Origin of the sequence: Amycolatopsis sp. MtRt-6 (genome assembly GCF_017308975.1) — a bacterium.
Lineage (GTDB): Bacteria > Actinomycetota > Actinomycetes > Mycobacteriales > Pseudonocardiaceae > Amycolatopsis.
This window is the reverse complement of the sequence record NZ_JADWPD010000025.1, coordinates 117,420-133,084: the sequence shown is the minus strand read 5'-3', so window position 1 is coordinate 133,084 and position 15,665 is coordinate 117,420. Positions and strand designations below refer to the sequence as shown.

Below are 15,665 nucleotides of genomic sequence, written 5' to 3'. Positions count from 1 at the left end.
ATAACACGATTCGTTCCAGTTCCAACCTGAAACTTTTACAGCCGCCGGTCGACGCCCGGCCGGTCTCCCGCGAGAGGCCTCAGAAAGCCGGCGCGGGCTGGGCCGCGCGCCGGCCGCGCGCCTCGATCACCGCGTCGCGCAGCCGGTCCCGGGCCGGCGCCAGGCAGGCGATCACCGCTCCGCGCGCCGTGGACAGGCCGACGACCTGCGTCACGACCTTGACCTCGGGCGCCACCGGGAGGATCCGGTCGAGACGGCCGCGCACCTCGGGCAGCACCTCCTCGACGAGCGGGCACAACCGGCCCGCGAAGTAGACCGTTTCCGGATCCAGCGTCACGGCGACCGCGCTCACGGCGGTCACGATCGCCGTGGCGAACGCGTCCAGCACCGCGGCGCGCGCCGCGTCGTCCCGCCGCCCTCGCCACAGTTCCTCGACGCGCTTCAGGTCGAGCCCGCGGCCACGGGCGAACTTGAGGAGCCCTTTCACGCTCAGCAGCCCGTCGAGGGTCTCTTCGCCGACCCCGGCACAGAGGACGCCGATCCCCCCGAAAGCCGGGGTGCGCCCGCGGACGAGTTCGTGTCCCGCGCAGCCGGCGAAGTTGAGCACGCTGCTGACGTTGAAGAGCGCGGCGTTTCCGACGCTGGCGTCCTCCGCCAGGATGCCCAGCAGGGACGCGTTGGCGTCACTGTCGAGGAACACGGGGGCGTCGACCAGATCCGCGAGAGCGCGCCGGAGGCCGGAACCCGTGAAGATCTTCGCCGCCCGCGCCGGGCCGAAGATCTCCGCGCCGTCGCGGACCCGGCCGGGCACCGCGACGACGAGCTGACGCAGGGGACCCCGCCCCGCTCCGGCCGTCTCCTCGACCAGACCGGCCAGCCACTTCGCGGCATCGCCTGCCTCGTCGTGGTTCACGGTCGGGACGACGACGTGGCCGACCTCGCGACCCCGCAGATCGGCGACCAGGACACCGGTGGTCAGCACCCCGAAACTGACTCCGGCCACGTGCCCGGCCGTGCCGGGGACGTCCAGGTAGGTCGACCGCCTGCCCCGGCCACCGGCCGCGTCGACCCCGCCGTCGGCGACGAAGCCGTCCGCACGGAGTTCTTCGACCGCGCGCGACACCGTGGCCTTGCTCAGGCCGGTGAGTTCGATGACCTCGGTGCGCGTCACCGGCGCCCGGGAGAGGACCACCTCGAGAACCGAGGCCTTGGTGTAGTCGCGCGATGTCGGGTTGCTCGCCACCTCACGACCATAGCGATCCGGGGCGGCGGACAGGCCCGTCCCCCGAAATACGTTTCAGATTGAATCTGGAACAGCACTCGTCAACTGTTGACAGTTGACGAGTGCGCGCCGATACTCGCTTCCACTCCGCTCTCCGGATCGCCCTTGGAGGACTCCGTGGCCTTCGACAGCAAGCCGAAGTTCGTCACGTTCGACATGAACGGGACGCTGATCCACTTCCGCATCAACGACGCCATCCGCCGGACCCTGGGCGACCGCCTCCCGCCGGAGATCGCCGACGAGTTCCTCCGCGCGGGCAACGCCTACCGGATCGACGAGTGCATGGGCGAATGGCAGCCCTTCCACCAGGTCGTCGCCCACTCGCTGGAACGGACCATGCGCCGGTTCGGCATGGAGTACCGGGAAAGCGACGCCGAGGCCGTGTACGAGGAGGTCCCGACCTGGACCCCCTACCCCGGCGTCACCGCGGCGCTGAACCGCCTGGCGGAGGCGGTTCCCCTGGTGATCGTGACGAACACCGACAACGCGCACGCGGCCCGCCTGGTGGAGAACCTCCAGGCCCCGTTCGAGGTCGTCATCACGGCCGAGCAGATGGGCGTCTACAAGCCCCGGCTGCGCGCGTTCGAGTACACCTTCGACAAGCTCGGCGTGACCCCGGACGAGCTCGTGCACGTCTCGGCGAGCCCGAAGTACGACCACCGCCCCGCGGCGGTCATGGGCATCGAGCGCAAGGTGTACGTCGACCGCGGTTTCGAGCAGGACGAGCACTGGCTCGGCTACGAGCGGATCACCGACATCGCGGACCTGCCCGTGCTGTTCGGCCTGCCGCGCCCGTGACCGGCCCCGGTTCGGCGGCGGACCACCAGCTGGTCTGCGCCGCTTCACAGCCCACCGAAAGAGGCGCACCGTGAACCGGCTCCGGCAAGCACTCGACGGTCTGCTCGGGCGGATCGACACCCCCGCGCCGATCGTGCTCGCCGACGTCGTGCAGGACAACATCGACCGCATGCAGGCCTTCGCCGCCGGGCACGGCCTCGTGCCGGCCGGCGTCTTCACCTACCCGGGTCACGGGAGCGCCGGCCGGGACGCGCACGCCCGCGCCGCCCGCGACCAGGAAGCCGCACTCACCACCGCGGTCCGCGGCTAAGCGTCGCCGGCACGAAGGGCGTGCTGGCCAAGCTCAACGAGTACCACGGTTTCCTCGCCTGACCGGCCCACCCCGCGAAGGAGCGTCCCCATGAGACTCGAGAACACCACCGCCCTGGTGACCGGCGCCGGCAGCGGAATCGGCGAGGCGGTGACCGCCCGCTTCCGCCGCGAGGGCGCGCGCCTGCTCCTCACCGGCCGCCGGGAGCGGCTCGCCACCGCGGACCCCGCCGACCGGTACGTCCCGGGAGACCTCAACGACGAGGCGTTCGTCGAGGAGCTGGCCCACCGCGCGGCGGCGGACTTCGGCACGGTGCAGGCCGTCGTCCTCAACCACGGCCTGCAGGCCGGCGGTCCGCTCACGGAGATGGCCTACGAGGACGCGAAGGACGTCCTCCACAGCAACCTGCTCAGCGCGTTCCTGGTGATGAAGCACTTCGCACCGCTGATGCCACCGGAAGGAGGCTCGTTCGTCTGCGTCGGCTCACGCCTCGGCATCGTCGGCAAGCCCGAGGAGGTCCTGTACTCCGCGGCCAAGGGCGGCCTGATCATGCTCGCCAAGGGCGCGGCGATCGAATGGGCCCCGCGCGGCATCCGCGTCAACGTCGTCGCCCCGGGCCTGACGGCCACCCCGGTCATCGAGGCCTCGTTCCGGCGCAAAGCCGACCCCGAGGCGTATCGCCGCCACCGCGAGGACCAGATCCCCTTGGGCCGCCTCGCGACACCGGAGGAGGTGGCGGCCGCGATCCTCTTCCTGGCCTCACCGGAGTCGTCGTACATCACCGGAGCGGTCCTGCCCGTCGACGGCGGGTACACCGCGTTCTGAACCCTTGACTCCCCAGCCGAGCCCGCCCCGGCGTCCCGATGCCGGGGCGGGCTCCCCTCCCCGGGGCTTCAGTTGGTGTCGAGGGCGACCGCGATGTCCCCGATGTTCAGCGGGTACTGCCCCACCGCCGTGGCCGCGCCGGTCAGCAGGTTCACGCTGTACAGCGAGCTCTGGCCCCCGACCGCCAGCGTGGCGAACCCGGTCACCGACACCGTCTTGCCCGCCACCAGGTCGCTGTAGATGTCGAAGCCCGCGTTCGGGCCGGCGTCGACGCCGAGCGCGCCGGTCGCGGCCAGCGTTCCGTTGTTGGCCGGCGACTGGATCATCACCTGGTCGGTGGCCGTGTTGATGTCGACGAGCGTCGTCGCGGTGTCGGGGTTCAGGTCGTTGTTCGTGTACGCGGCGGCCGTCACGCCGCGGGTCGGCCCCAGCGCCGGCGGCGTGGTCAGGATGGCGTCTTCGGCCGTGACGCCGTCGGCGAGGTTGTGCCGCAGGTTCTGGCCCTGGTCGCTGACCAGCCGGAGCCGGTCGGCGGCCGGGTTGAAGTCGACGCCGAAGCTGGTGCCCCACAACGGAACGCTCAGCTGGGAGACCTTCTTGACGACGACGTCGGGCGTCGCCGGCGGCATGCTGATCGTGTAGACGCCGCCGTTGTTGCCGACGCCGTACAGCAGGCCGTTCTGGATGCGGAAGTCGATCCCGAGCAGGGCCGTGTCGCCGCTGAGGCCGGTGATGACCCGGACCCAGTCGAGCACCTGCGGCCGGTCGGTGGTGAACGTCGCCATCAGCGTGCCGTCGGCCGAGATGCCGTACGCGCGCAGGCCCGCCGTCTGGGCGGCGCTGCTGCCCGCCGTGCCGATCGAGACCGCGCCGGCGGCCGACAGCGCCGCGGCCACGACGGCGATGCTTCTCCTGAGCCGTGCCTTCATCGTTCGTCTCCTCCTCGCGCTCCGGGGCGAGCCGACGCTATGCGGGCGGACTGGACAAGGATTGGACGTCGGCTGGACTCGGCGCATCGGCGTCTTGCGGACCCGGCGCCGGGGCCACGACATTGGGGGCACACGAAAACCAAGGGGGTCGACATGCGAAGAATCGGCACGCTCACCGCGATCACGGCCGGGGTGCTCGCCAGCGTCCCGTTCATCACCGGCGCCGCGGCGGCGGACGGCTGCTGGGCGACCGAACCGATCGATTTGGCCAACGAAGGGGTGTGGACGTACCGCAACCAGGTCGCGTGGTGCGCGAAGGACGGGGAGGTCACCTCGGTCGAGGTGAAGGTGACGCACCAGGTGCTCAACCCGGCCTGCACCTGGGCGGGCCGGGTCGAGGAGTCGGTGACGCCGGCGAAGGACGGCGCGCGGACGGCGTTCGACCTGAGCGAGTTCACCTGCCCGGGCGCGATCGGCGCCAAGGGCGTGAACCCGTGGGTGATCGTCACCGTCCAGCCGGACGGCACCTACACGGTCGACGCCACCGGCATCCGCCCGTAGCCCGGGACACCGGTGCGCGGCCTCACGGCGGCAGCCGGTCGAGCAGCGCGCGGGTCCGGCTCTCCCCCAGCCCGTGCCCGGTTTCCCGGTGCACCGCGAGCGCGGTCCGGGCGTGCTCGGCCGCGGCACCGGGTTCGCCGCGGGCGAGCAGGGCGCCGGCCAGCGCCGTCAGGGCCTGGCCCTGCAGCGCCCGGTAGCCCGCCCGCTCGGCGAGCACCAGGGCCTCCCGGGCGGGCTCCGGGTCCGCGGTGACCGTCGCCAGGCCGATCAGCGCGTCGACCTCCGGGTACCGGTCGCCGGTCTCGCGGATCAGGTCGAGGGCCTGGCCGTACCGGCGGACCGCCGTCGGGCGGTCGCCGAAGCGGGCGAGCACGGCCGCGGACGCGGCCAGCGCCTCCGCCTCGGTCCGTGGGTCCCCCGCCTCCCGGGCGAGCGCTAGTCCCGTGCCGGCGCATTCGAGGGCCACGGCCCGGTGGCCGCGATCGCCGTGCGCCAGGGCCAGCCGGCTGCGGGTTTCCGCTTCGCCGCCGCGGTTTCCCGCCTCGCACTGCAGGTCGAGGGAGCGGCAAAGCAGTTCCACCGCCTCGGCCGTCCGCCCGCGGGCGCGCTGCGTCTGCCCGAGGTTGGCGAGGTTGATCGCTTCGCCGTACCGGGACCCGATCCGGCGGTACCGGCGCAGCGCCTGGGTGTAGTGGTCGGCGGCCTCGGCGAGCTTGCCCATTTCCCAGTGGACGAGCCCGAGGTTGCCGAAGGCGACGGCCTCCCCCGCCGGCTGGCCGATCCGCCTGCTGAGGGCCAGCCCGCGGCCGAACCGGGCCGCGGCGTCGGCGAGCCGCCCGGACTGCCAGTAGACGCACCCCAGGTTGCCGAGCACCGCGGCCTGCGCCTCGGCCCAGTCCGCCTGCCGCGCGAGCAGCAGCGAGGCCGTGTACTGGCGGACCGCCTGCCGGTACCGGCCCTGGCGGAAGTGCAGGTCGGCGAGGCTGAGCCGGCCGGCGGCCCGGGCGCGGGGGCCGCCGTCCGCCTCGGCGGCGCGCAAGCCGGCTTCGGCGGTCGCGAGCCATTCGGCGCCGCGCATGCACATCCAGAAGTACCCGCGCAACGCGTCGGCGAGCCGCCACGCCATCGCCCGCGGGCCACCGCCGGCCGCGAACCGCACGGCGGCGACGAGGTTGCCGCGTTCGGTGTCCAGCCACGCCGACGCCTCGCTCAGCCCGGGAAAAGCAGCCGGGACGCCGGACACCGGCAGCCGCAGCATGTGCGGGTAGAGGAGGCGGGCGGCGCCGTCCACCCCCGCCAGGTACCAGTCGTACAGGCGCCGCAGCGCCCGCTCGCGGTCCGCGGCGGCCTCCAGCCGCTCGGCCTGCTCGGCGGCGTACCGGCGGAGCAGGTCGTGGAAGCGGTACCGGCCCGGCACGTGGTGTTCGACGAGGTGCGCGGCGGCGAGCCGGTCCAGCAGGGCAGCCACCCGCGGGGCCTCGGTGCCGGCCAGCGCGGCCACGGCGTCGGTGCCGACGTCCACGCCGGGAACCAGGCTCAGCAACCGGAACAGCCGCTGGGCGTCGGCGGGCAGGGCGGCGTGGGACAGGTCGAACGCGGTCCGCACCGCCGTCTGGTCGTCGCCCGGCACCGCGAGCGCGGCGAGCAGGTTGCCCTCGCGCAGTTCCGCGACGTAGTCCTCGATGCCGGAGCCGGGCCGGTCGGCGAGGTTGGCCGCGGCGATCCGCAGCGCGAGCGGGAGGTGGACGCACAGCTTGGCGAACTCCAGCGCCGCCTCGGGCTCGGCGCGGACGCGCCCGCGGCCCAGGACGTCCGCGAGCAGGTCGACGGCGTCGTCGGGGCTGAGCACGTCGAGGGTGAGCCGGCGCGCGCCGTGCACGGCGACCAGGCCCGTCAGGCGGTCGCGCGCGGTCACCACCACCAGGCACCCGGGTCCGGCCGGCAGCAGCGGCCGGACCTGGTCCGGGTCGACGGCGTTGTCCAGCAGGACGAGGATCCGCCGGTCGGTCGTCAGGGTCCGGTACAGGGCCGCGGCGGTTTCCCCGTCGGGGGGCACGCGTTCGGGCGGAATTCCCAGCGCGGACAGGAACTGCGCGAGGATTTCGACCGGCGCGGCCGGGGCGCCCGGGGCGTGGCCGCGCAGGTTCGCGTACAGCTGCCCGTCCGGGAAGCGGTTCCGGACGCGGTGCGCCCAGTACACGGCCAGCGCCGTCTTGCCGACGCCCGCCGTGCCGGAGATCGCGGCGATGCCGCCGCGCACCAGGTCGTCCAGCAGGGCCAGTTCCGCCGCCCGGCCGGTGAACCCGCGCGGCTCGGCGGGGAGCTGCTTCGGGATCCGGTGCACCGGCCGGGGTTCGGCGGGCGCCTCGGCGGAGTCGCGCAGCACGGCGGCGTGCGCGGCGAGCAGCTCCGGCCCCGGGTCGATGCCGAGCTCGTCGACGAGCCGCGTCCGCACCTGCCCGTAGAGCCGCAACGCCTCGCCACGCTGCCCGAGTGCGTGGTGGGCGCGGATCAGCAGGGCCTGCGCGGCTTCGTCGAGAGGCTGCTCCGCGGCGGCTTCGGCGAGGCCGGGCAGGACTTCCGCGGCCGCCCCGACGTCGATCATCGCCGCGGCGTACCGGGAAAACGCTTCCCGGCGCTCGGCGACCAGCGAAACGACCTTCGGGTGGCCGGTGAGCGGCGGCAGGTCGGCCAGCGGCCTGCCGTGCCACAGCCGCAGCGCCTCGCCGAGGGCAGTCACGACGCGGTCGGCGTCGGTGTCGCGGTACGCGTCGTTCGCCTCGGCGAGGAGTTCGCGGAACCGCCAGAGGTCGACGTCGACGGCGTCCCGCCGCACGGCGTAGCCCCCGCCGACGTGCGGCAGCACCCCGCTGCCCGCGCGCGGCGCGCGCCCGGGTTCGAGCAGCCGCCGCAGGTGCTTGACGTGCGTCTGGACGACGTTCACCGCGCTCGGCGGCGGCCGGTCGCCCCACAACGCGTCCACGAGGTCGCGCCGGGCCACGGCGTCCCCGCCGGCGAGCGCGAGCAGCCCGAGCACCGCGCGCCGGCCCGGCGGCCCGAGCTCGACTTCGGCGCCGTCGCGCCAAACCCGCAGCGAACCCAGCACCTGGATGCGTACTGACCTCGTTGCCACCTGGCTCCCCGCTATCGGCTGCCGGTCAAAAACGTACTGGGCCCGGCCTGGAGCACACAAGGAAGTGGCTCCGCTCGGGCTAAGCGCCGCCGTCCAATCACCGTCCAGCCGCCGTCCAGCCCCGCTTGATGAGGTGAGCCTGCCCCATCCACCGGAGAGGAAAGAGGCGGACATGAGAAACCGTGCGTGGAAAACGTGCACCCGGACCGCGGTGGCGCTCGCCGTCAGCGCGCTGACCTTGACCACGGGCGCGGCGGTGGCGTCCGCCGCCCCGGCCGGCACCGTCGCCCAGTCGAGCGCGGCCGCGCTCGACGTGTCCCACGGCCGGTTCGACCTCGTCCTCCCGGACGCGCGGACGGCCCGCACCGTGGCCGACGACGAGGTCACCGCCTACCACGGCTTCAGCACCTTCCAGAGCCTCACGATCCAGTCGCAGGGCTTCGACATCGAAGGGCGCATCCAGGGCAGGCTCCGCAGCTACAACTTCAAGAGCCTGTGGCAGGTCTACAACCTGCCGTCGTCGTCCGGCTGGAAGGTGTGGGTGGCCAGCTTCAAGAAGGACACCAGCCAAAGCGTCCTGAAGGAGACCTTCCGCAGCGAGCAGCTGATCGACATCAACATCGACATCAAGTTCAAGGTCTCGGCCGCCAACCTGCGGGGCGTGTCCACCCTGCGGATCGGCTTCGAGACGTTGCGGCTGAACTTCAACGGGACGACGAAGGACTTCACGGTCGTCAACGGGGCGTCCGGCGGCGCCAAGGACCAGAACAACAACGACGTCCCGGTCGACTTCGAGCCGGTCTGACCGGAGTACCCGGCCAAGGGGGTCAGCATGCTTTCGATCGGGAAGACCCGGGGTCTGGCGAGGTCCGCCGCGACCGCGGCGGCCACCATCGCGCTCCTGGCCGGCGGCGCCACCGCCGCCCAGGCGGCCGACGCGCACTTCGTGCCGAAGGCCACCGAAGCCGCCTGGGACGGCATCGCCGCCACTGTCACGTTCCAGGAGGTGGACGTGGCGCTGGACGCCGACGCGACGGTCATTTCCGTCCAGGTGACCGTCGACGTGCATGTCACCTGCACGCGCGGCCAGTCGGTGCTCGACATCCGCAAGTCCGCGACCGCCCTGGAGGTCGCGGAGTACCCGATAGCCGAAGACGGCACGGTCGCGGGGACGGCCAAGCTGCCCCTCGAGGTGAACGGACTGAAGGTCCCCGGCTATTCGTGCGTGACACGGCACCTGTCGATCACGGCGGCCTTGGAGGACTTCTGGACCGGGGCCACCCTGGTCCACAAGACCTGACCGCCGTGCGAAGACCCCCGGCGTGCGTCTCGGTGGCCCCCTGTCGGGACCACGCCGGGCCACCGGCTCGCCTGCGGTGGCGCCACCGGAGAACCGAGGTCGGGGCGGACCTCGATCACCGGCCGGCCAGTGCTTCCCGGCCCGCGGCCGTCAGCTCCGCCCGCACCCGGGTCCGCGGCGGCGCCGGGTGTGCCGGGCCCACGAGGCCCGTGTGCGCCAGCTCGTGGGCCGTGCTCTGGTCGCAGCACGGGAGCCCGTCCACGTACAGGTCCGGCTCCACGCTCACCGTGATGTGCGCCCGGCCCGCCGCCACCGCGCGCAGCATCGCCACCGCCCGGTCGGTCAGGCTCGGCGGTCTCGTCGCGGTCGTCATGGGCCCGTGATGCCGAGCTCGGTGTCGAGCATCGAGAAGATCTCGTCGTCGGTGGCCCCGGCCAGGTGCTCGTCGTCCCGTTCGCCGGGCTGGAGGTCCGCCACCAGTGCTTCGAGCCGGGCCAGCACCTTCGCCTTCTCGGCCGGGTCGTGGACCGCCGTCAGCAGGGGCCGCAAACCGTCCAGGGCCGCGAACACCGGCGGTGGCCCGGATTCGCCGGCCAGCTCGCGGGCCAGGTGGGCCGCCAGCGCGGCCGGCACCGGGTGGTCGAACACCAGGGTCGGCGACAGCTTGAGCCCCGTGGCCGCGCTCAGCCGGTTGCGCAGTTCCACCGCCGTCAGGGAGTCGAACCCGAGGTCGCGGAACGAGCGTTCCGCGCCCACCGCGTCCGGGCCCGCCATGCCGAGCACCAGCGCCGCCTGGGTCCGCACCACCCGCAGCAGCGCCCGCTCCCGTTCCTCCGGCGCGAGCGCGGCGAGGCCGGGGTCCGCGGCCGGGGCGCCGGTCGCGCGGCGCGGGGGACGGCGGGTCAGCGCCGACAGCAGCGGCGACGAGCCGCCGGACACCCTGGCGGGGACCACGAACGGCGCCGCGCCGGCCAGCGCGGTGTCGAGCAGGGCCAGGCCGTCGGCGTCGGACAGCGGTCGCAGGCCACGGTTCGCCAGCCGGGTCCAGTCCACTTCGGACAGCCGGCCCGCCATCCCGTCCGCGCGGTCCCACGGGCCCCAAGCCAGCGACGTCGCCGGCAGGCCGGCAGCCCGGCGGTGCAGTGCCAGCGCGTCGAGGAAAGCGTTTGCGGCCGCGTAGTTGCCCTGCCCGGGCGTGCCCCAGATCCCGGACACCGACGAAAACAGCACGAAGGCGTCGAGGTCCTGGTCCCGGGTCAGTTCGTGCAGCAGCCGGGCGCCGTCCGCCTTCGGCCGCAGCACCGCGGCGAGCCGTTCCGGCGTCAGTGCCTCGACCGGGGCGTCGTCCAGCACGCCCGCGGTGTGCACCACCGCGCGCAGCGGGGCCGACGCGGGGATCGCGCCGAGCACGGACGTCATCCCGGCGCGGTCGGCGGCGTCGCACGCCACGACCCGGACCGCCGCCCCCTGGGCGGCCACGGCCGCGACGGTCGCGGGCATGCCGTCGGCGGCCACGCCCCGCCGGGACGTCAGGACGACGTTGCGCGCGCCGCGGGCCACGTGCGGCGCGACGAGCCCGCCGAGACCACCGGACGCACCGGTCACCAGCACCGTGCCCGGCCGGGGTGCCGCCGGGAACGTCAGCACCACCTTGCCGACGTTGCGGCCCTGGCTCAGGAACCGGAACGCCTCGGCCGCCTGCCGCACGTCCCAGCACGTGACCGGCAGCGGCCGCAGCACCCCGCAAGCGAACAACGGGCTCAGCGCGGCCAGCACCGGTCCCATCCCCGCCGCACCCGTTTCCAGCAGGTCGAACGCCCGGTACCAGACGTCCACCGGGTCGCGGACGTCGGTCTTGCCCATCTCCACGAACCGGCCGGCCGGCGCCAGCAGCCGCAGCGACGCGTCGACGAACTCGCCGGACAGGGCGTTGAGCACGACGTCGACGCCGCGCCCCTCGGTCGCGGCGCGGAACACGTCCTCGAATTCGAGGGTCCGCGAAGAGGCAACCTGGTCGCAGCCGGCCAGCACGGGCCACTTCGCCGGGCTCGCCGTGCCGAACACCCGGGCGCCGAGGTGCCGGGCCAGCTGGACCGCCGCCTGGCCCACGCCACCGGCGGCCGCGTGCACCAGCACGGATTCGCCGGCCGCGAGCCCGGCCAGTTCCACCAGGCCGTAGTGGGCCGTGGCGAACGCCACCGGCGCCGCCGCGGCCTCCGCCCACGTCCACCCGGCCGGTTTCGGGATCACCAGCCGGGCGTCCGTCACGGCCGTCGGTGCGAAGGCCCCGGTGAAGATGCCCATGACCGTGTCCCCGGCGGTCAGGCCGGAGACTTCGCTGCCCACCTCGACGACGACGCCCGCCGCCTCCAGCCCGAGTGGTCCCGCCGGACCGGGGTACATGCCCAGCACGGTCAGCACGTCCCGGAAGTTCACCCCGGCCGCGCGCACCGCGACCCGCACCTCGCCCGGCCCGATCGGCCGGTCTTCCGCCGCCTGCGGTGTGAGTGCTTCCAGGGTGCCCTGGCTCGCGCAGCCGAGTCTCCAGTTCCCGTCCGGCAGCGCGAGTTCCGCGGTGCCCCGGACGAGCCGCGGGACCCGCAGCTCCCCGCCGCGCACCGCGAACTCCGCCTCGCCCAGCCCGGCCCCGGCGGCGAGCAGGCCGCCCGCCGCGAGATCGTCCACATCGGACAGCAGGATCCGGCCGGGGTGTTCGGCGGCCGCGGTCCGCAGCAGGCCCCAGGCCGGGGCCGCGGCCGGCCGCACCGGCACGCCGGGTCCGGCGTCGACCGCGCGTTCGGTGACGGCCAGCAGCCGCGACGCGGCGAGGTCGTCCAGCGCCAGCCAGGCCTGCACCAGGTCCAGTGCCGCGACGGCCGGGTTTTCCCGCTCCGGCACGCGCACCACGACGGTCGGCGGCACTTCGGCGCCCGCGCGGACGGCTTCGGCCAGCTCGCCGAGCGAAGCACCACGCCGGGCTCCGGGGATGTCCGGCGCGCCGTCGAGCAGCACCCAGCCGGTGGTGTCCGGGGTTCCGGGTGCTTCGACCGGCTGCCAGTCCAGCCGGAAGAGCGCGTCGCGGACGACGGCGGCGGTGCCCGGCGTGAAGTCGCGCAAGGTCAACGATCCGGCGGTGACGACCGGGTGGCCGGCGGTGTCCGCCAGCGTCACCGCGACGCCCCCGCCGTCCGCCGGGGCGATGCGGACGCGGGCCGCGGCCGCGCCGGTGGCGTGCACGACGACGTCCGACCACGCGAACGGCACCCGGGTGCCACCCGCCAGGCCGAGGACGTGCAGGGCGGCGTCGAACAGGGCCGGGTGCACGGCGTACCCGTCCCCCGTGCCGTCCGGGAGCGCGACTTCGGCGAACAGCTCGTCGTCGCGCTGCCAGGCGGCCGTCACGCCGCGGAACGCCGGCCCGTAGGCCAGGCCCGCCTCGGCCAGCGCGGGGTAGAAGCCGTCGAGGTCGAGCGGGGTCGCTCCGGCGGGTGGCCACTGCGCGAGGCCGGGCGCGGCACCGGCGTCCGGGGCGAGGACGCCGGTCGCGTGCCGCGTCCAGGCGCCGCCCTCGTCCGGGCGGGCGTACACCGCCAGGTCGCGGCGGCCGTCGTCGCCGGGCGCCGCGACGGTCACCTGCACCTCGACGCCGCCGCGGCCGGGCAGCGTCAGGGGGTTTTCGATGAGCAGCTCGGCCACCCGCGGGCAGCCCGCCGTGTCCCCGGCCCGGACGGCCAGCTCGACCAGCGCGGTCCCGGGGACCACCACCGACCCGGCGACGACGTGGTCGGCGAGCCACGGGTGGGAGCGCAGGGAGAGCCGTCCGGTCAGGAGCAGTTCTTCGCCGCCCGCGACCTCCAGCGCGGTGCCGAGCACCGGGTGGTCCGCGGTGTCCGGCGCTCCCCCGTCCAGCCACAGCCGGGTGCGCTGGAAGGCGTACGCCGGCAGCGTGACCCGGCGGGCGCCGGCGCCGTCGAAGAACCCGGCCCAGCCGATCGCGCGGCCGCGGACGTGCAGCCCCGCGAGCGCCGTGGCCGCCGTCACCGGCTCGGGCCGGTTGCGGCGCAGGACGGGGAGCCACACTTCGCCGTCGGCGGGGACCACCATCGGGGTGAGCGCCGCGTCCGGGCCGATCTCGACGAACGTCCGGACCCCCTGGGACCGCAACGACGTCACCATGTCGGCGAACCGCACCGGTTCCCGCACGTGCCGCACCCAGTAGCCCGGGTCGGTCACCGGTCCCGCGACCAGTGGCAGCCTCGGTTCGTGATACGTCACCGAAGCCGTCACCTCGGCGAACTGCGCCAGCATCGGCTCCATCAGCGGCGAGTGGAACGCGTGCGACACCGAAAGCCGCTTCGTCCGCGCGCCCACCTCGGCCAGCTTTCCCGCCGCGGCCAGGACGTCACCCTCCACTCCGGACAGAACGACCGACCGTGGGCCGTTGACCGCCGCCACCGCCGCACCCGGGAACTCCGCCAGGACCGCGAGCACCTCGTCCTCGCTCGCGGTCACCGCGACCATCGCGCCGCCACGCGGCAACGCCTGCATCAGCCGGCCGCGCGCGGTGACCAGGCGGGCGGCGTCGGCGAGCGACCACACCCCCGCCGTGTACGCCGCGGCCAGCTCGCCGATCGAATGCCCGGCGACGACGTCCGGCTCGGCACCCCACGACTTCAGCAGCGCGACGAGCGCGACCTCCACCGCGAACAGCCCCGCCTGCGCCCACTGGGTCTCGCCGAGCAGGTCACTGTCCACAACGGACTTCAGCGGCCGGTCGAGGTGCCGGTCCAGTTCCGCGCACACCTCGTCGAACGCCGCCGCGAACACCGGATACGCGTCGGACAACTCCCGGCCCATGCCCCGCCGCTGCGCGCCCTGGCCGCTGAAGACGAAGGCCGTCTTCCCCGCCGTCCCGGCCGTCCCGGTGACGACGTTCGGCGCTTCTTCGCCGTCGGCCAGCGCGGCGAGCCCGGCGCGCAGCTCGTCGCCGTCGCGGCCGGTCACCACGGCGCGGTACGGCAGGCTCGCCCGGGCGGTCGCCAGTGACCAGCCGACGTCGGCCGGATCCCGGTCCGCCGCCCCGGCCAGCCGCCGGGCCTGGGCGGCCAGCGCGTCCGGGGTCCGCGCCGACACGGGCCACGCCACCACCGGCAGCGTGCGGACCACTGCCGGAACCGGCTCGGATTCGGGGGCCTGTTCCAGGACGACGTGCGCGTTGGTGCCGCTGATCCCGAACGACGAGACCGCGGCCCGGCGCGGCCGTCCGTGGTCCGGCCACGGCGTCGCTTCGGTGACCAGCCGGACGGTGCCCGCCGACCAGTCCACTGCGGACGTCGGCGCGGCGGCGTGCAGGGTCGGCGGGACGACGCCGTGCCGCAGCGCGGAGACCAGCTTGAGGATGCCGGCCACCCCGGCGGCGGCCTGGGTGTGGCCGATGTTCGACTTCACCGTGCCGAGCAGCAACGGCGTCTCGCGGCCGGTGCCGTACGCGGCGATCAGGGCCTCGGCCTCGATCGGGTCGCCGAGCCGGGTACCGGTGCCGTGCCCTTCGACGACGTCCACTTCGGACGGTGACAGGTCCGCGTCGGCCAGCGCCGCGCGGATCACGCGCTGCTGCGCCGGGCCGTTGGGGGCGGTCAGGCCGTTGGACGCGCCGTCGGAGTTCACCGCGCTGCCGCGGATCACGGCCAGCACCTCGTGCCCGTGGCGCCGGGCGTCGGAAAGCCGTTCCAGCACGAGCATCCCGGCACCTTCGGCCATGCCCATCCCGTCGGCCGAGCGGCCGTAGGCCTTGCAGCGCCCGTCGGAGGCGAGGCCCTGCTGGCGGGTGAACCAGACCAGCCACTCCGGGGTCGAGTGCACGGTCACCCCGCCGGCCAGTGCCAGCGCGCACTCCCCCGCGCGCAGGGCGCGGGCCGCGAGGTGCACGGCGACCAGCGACGACGAGCACGCGGTGTCCACGGTGACCGCCGGGCCCTCCAGGCCGAGGGTGTAGGCGATCCGGCCGGAGAGCACGCTGGTCGTGAGGCCGGTCAGCAGGTGCCCGCCGCGGACGTCGTCGTGCAGCGAGCCGGCGGGCCCGCCCGCGTAGCCGGACGCGAACGCGCCGGCGAACACGCCGACGTCCGCGCCCTTCAGAGTCCCGGCGTCGATTCCGGCGTGTTCGAGGGCTTCCCAGGACACCTCCAGCGCGAGCCGCTGCTGCGGGTCCATGGTCAGGGCCTCGCGCGGGCTGAGGCCGAAGAACTCCGGGTCGAAGCCCGCGATGTCGCGGAGGAACCCGCCGGCGCCGTCGAGGTCCCAGCCGCGGTCGGCGGGGTAGCCCCCGATCGCGTCGGTCCCGGCGGCGACGAGGTCCCAGAGCGTGTCGGCGTCGTCCGCCCCGCCGGGCAGCCGGCAGGCGGTGCCCACGATCGCCACCGGCTCCCGCGCCCGGTCTTCGGCGGCCCGCAGCCGCTCCCGCGTCGTCGCCAGCTCGGCGCTGACGCGCTTGAGGTAGTCGCGAAGCTTGGTTTCGTCGGCCATTC

The 15,665-nt window shown here is 74.5% G+C and carries 11 protein-coding genes; 6 read left to right on the top strand and 5 right to left on the bottom strand.

Annotation, left to right across the window (positions count from 1 at the left end; all coding sequences use genetic code 11):
* Nucleotides 1-79 precede the first annotated feature (79 nt).
* Complete coding sequence (locus I4Q55_RS34170) at nucleotides 80-1,243, bottom strand: ROK family transcriptional regulator (RefSeq protein WP_206793923.1); 1,164 nt, start codon at nucleotides 1,241-1,243, stop codon at nucleotides 80-82.
* Nucleotides 1,244-1,399: 156 nt separating this feature from the next.
* On the opposite strand from I4Q55_RS34170, the gene I4Q55_RS34165 reads away from it, so the two are divergent.
* From I4Q55_RS34165 to I4Q55_RS34155, 3 genes are all read left to right on the top strand, one after another.
* A complete protein-coding gene (locus I4Q55_RS34165) occupies nucleotides 1,400-2,080 on the top strand; it encodes a haloacid dehalogenase type II (RefSeq protein ID WP_307793392.1) in 681 nt (226 codons plus the stop codon).
* A gap of 70 nt (nucleotides 2,081-2,150) precedes the next feature.
* Nucleotides 2,151-2,390, top strand: coding sequence for a hypothetical protein (locus tag I4Q55_RS34160; protein WP_206793921.1), 240 nt, complete (start codon nucleotides 2,151-2,153; stop codon nucleotides 2,388-2,390).
* A gap of 90 nt (nucleotides 2,391-2,480) precedes the next feature.
* On the top strand, nucleotides 2,481-3,215 hold the full coding sequence (locus I4Q55_RS34155; protein ID WP_206793919.1) for an SDR family NAD(P)-dependent oxidoreductase: 735 nt from the start codon (nucleotides 2,481-2,483) through the stop codon (nucleotides 3,213-3,215).
* Between the two features lie 68 nt (nucleotides 3,216-3,283).
* Here I4Q55_RS34155 and I4Q55_RS34150 read toward each other — a convergent pair whose 3' ends face one another.
* Complete coding sequence (locus I4Q55_RS34150) at nucleotides 3,284-4,144, bottom strand: DUF4394 domain-containing protein (RefSeq protein WP_206793917.1); 861 nt, start codon at nucleotides 4,142-4,144, stop codon at nucleotides 3,284-3,286.
* Nucleotides 4,145-4,297: 153 nt separating this feature from the next.
* Here I4Q55_RS34150 and I4Q55_RS34145 point away from each other — a divergent pair, with 153 nt between their 5' ends.
* Nucleotides 4,298-4,705 (top strand): hypothetical protein, encoded by a 408-nt coding sequence (locus I4Q55_RS34145; protein ID WP_206793915.1) that lies wholly within the window; start codon nucleotides 4,298-4,300, stop codon nucleotides 4,703-4,705.
* A 22-nt stretch (nucleotides 4,706-4,727) separates the two neighbouring features.
* On the opposite strand, the gene I4Q55_RS34140 is transcribed toward I4Q55_RS34145, so the two are convergent.
* A complete protein-coding gene (locus I4Q55_RS34140) occupies nucleotides 4,728-7,838 on the bottom strand; it encodes a BTAD domain-containing putative transcriptional regulator (RefSeq protein ID WP_307793391.1) in 3,111 nt (1,036 codons plus the stop codon).
* 172 nt (nucleotides 7,839-8,010) lie between these two features.
* Between I4Q55_RS34140 and I4Q55_RS34135 the strand changes: the two genes are divergently transcribed.
* Together I4Q55_RS34135 and I4Q55_RS34130 are read left to right on the top strand one after the other, a co-directional pair.
* Nucleotides 8,011-8,643: a hypothetical protein gene (locus I4Q55_RS34135; RefSeq protein ID WP_206793913.1), complete on the top strand. Its 633-nt coding sequence runs from the start codon at nucleotides 8,011-8,013 to the stop codon at nucleotides 8,641-8,643.
* A gap of 27 nt (nucleotides 8,644-8,670) precedes the next feature.
* Nucleotides 8,671-9,138 carry a hypothetical protein gene (locus I4Q55_RS34130; protein ID WP_206793911.1) on the top strand — a complete coding sequence of 156 codons (468 nt, stop codon included), beginning with the start codon at nucleotides 8,671-8,673 and terminating at the stop codon, nucleotides 9,136-9,138.
* 115 nt (nucleotides 9,139-9,253) lie between these two features.
* Here I4Q55_RS34130 and I4Q55_RS34125 read toward each other — a convergent pair whose 3' ends face one another.
* Together I4Q55_RS34125 and I4Q55_RS34120 are read right to left on the bottom strand one after the other, a co-directional pair.
* Nucleotides 9,254-9,511 carry a hypothetical protein gene (locus I4Q55_RS34125; protein ID WP_206793909.1) on the bottom strand — a complete coding sequence of 86 codons (258 nt, stop codon included), beginning with the start codon at nucleotides 9,509-9,511 and terminating at the stop codon, nucleotides 9,254-9,256.
* On the bottom strand, nucleotides 9,508-15,663 hold the full coding sequence (locus I4Q55_RS34120; protein WP_206793908.1) for a type I polyketide synthase: 6,156 nt from the start codon (nucleotides 15,661-15,663) through the stop codon (nucleotides 9,508-9,510). Before I4Q55_RS34120 ends, I4Q55_RS34125 begins: the two co-directional genes overlap by 4 nt.
* Nucleotides 15,664-15,665: the final 2 nt, after the last annotated feature.